The organism is Pseudoroseomonas cervicalis ATCC 49957, from assembly GCF_000164635.1.
Classification (GTDB): domain Bacteria; phylum Pseudomonadota; class Alphaproteobacteria; order Acetobacterales; family Acetobacteraceae; genus Pseudoroseomonas; species Pseudoroseomonas cervicalis.
In genome coordinates this window covers 1-527 of record NZ_GG771257.1, presented here as the reverse complement: position 1 = coordinate 527, position 527 = coordinate 1, and the positions used below count along the sequence as shown (strand labels likewise).

General features: G+C 77.4%; 1 protein-coding gene. It reads right to left on the bottom strand.

Annotated features, from left to right (window positions below; genetic code table 11):
- Positions 1–527 (bottom strand): histidine kinase dimerization/phospho-acceptor domain-containing protein (locus tag HMPREF0731_RS22875; RefSeq protein ID WP_007006663.1); only part of this gene is annotated, 527 nt, incomplete at both ends.

The following is a 527-nucleotide window of genomic DNA, read 5'->3' as shown; positions in this document are numbered from 1 at the left end:
CCTCCAGCCGGCGCCAGGCCGCCTCGGGCAGCCCGCCGGCCTCGTCGCGCAGCTCGGCCAGCAGCGCCTCCCCCTCGCGCCGCACATCGAGCGAGACCAGCCCGTCGCGTGGTGTCGCGGCCACGGCGTTCAGCAGCAGGTTCAGCAGCAGCTGGCGCAGCCGCTGGCCATCGGTGGCGAAGGGCGCCTCCAGCGCCACGCGCCAGCGCAGCCGCACCCCGCCGCGCCGCGCCTCGGGCTGCACCAGCAGTTGCAGATCCTCCAGATCCTCGGCGGTGATGGGCTGCGGCTCGGCATCCTGGCGGTAGCTGGCCAGGGTCGAGCGCACCACCGCCTCGATCTGCCGCAGCCCGCGCTCCACCAGGTCCAGGGCGCGGCCGCGGATCGCCGCCTCGGCGCCGAAGCGGCGGATGGTGTCGAGCGCGGTCAGCATGCCGGCCAGCGGGTTGCGCACCTCATGCGCCAGGGTGGCGGCCAGCCGCCCCAGCACCGCCGCCCGCTCCCGCCCGGCCAGCCGCGCCGCCAGC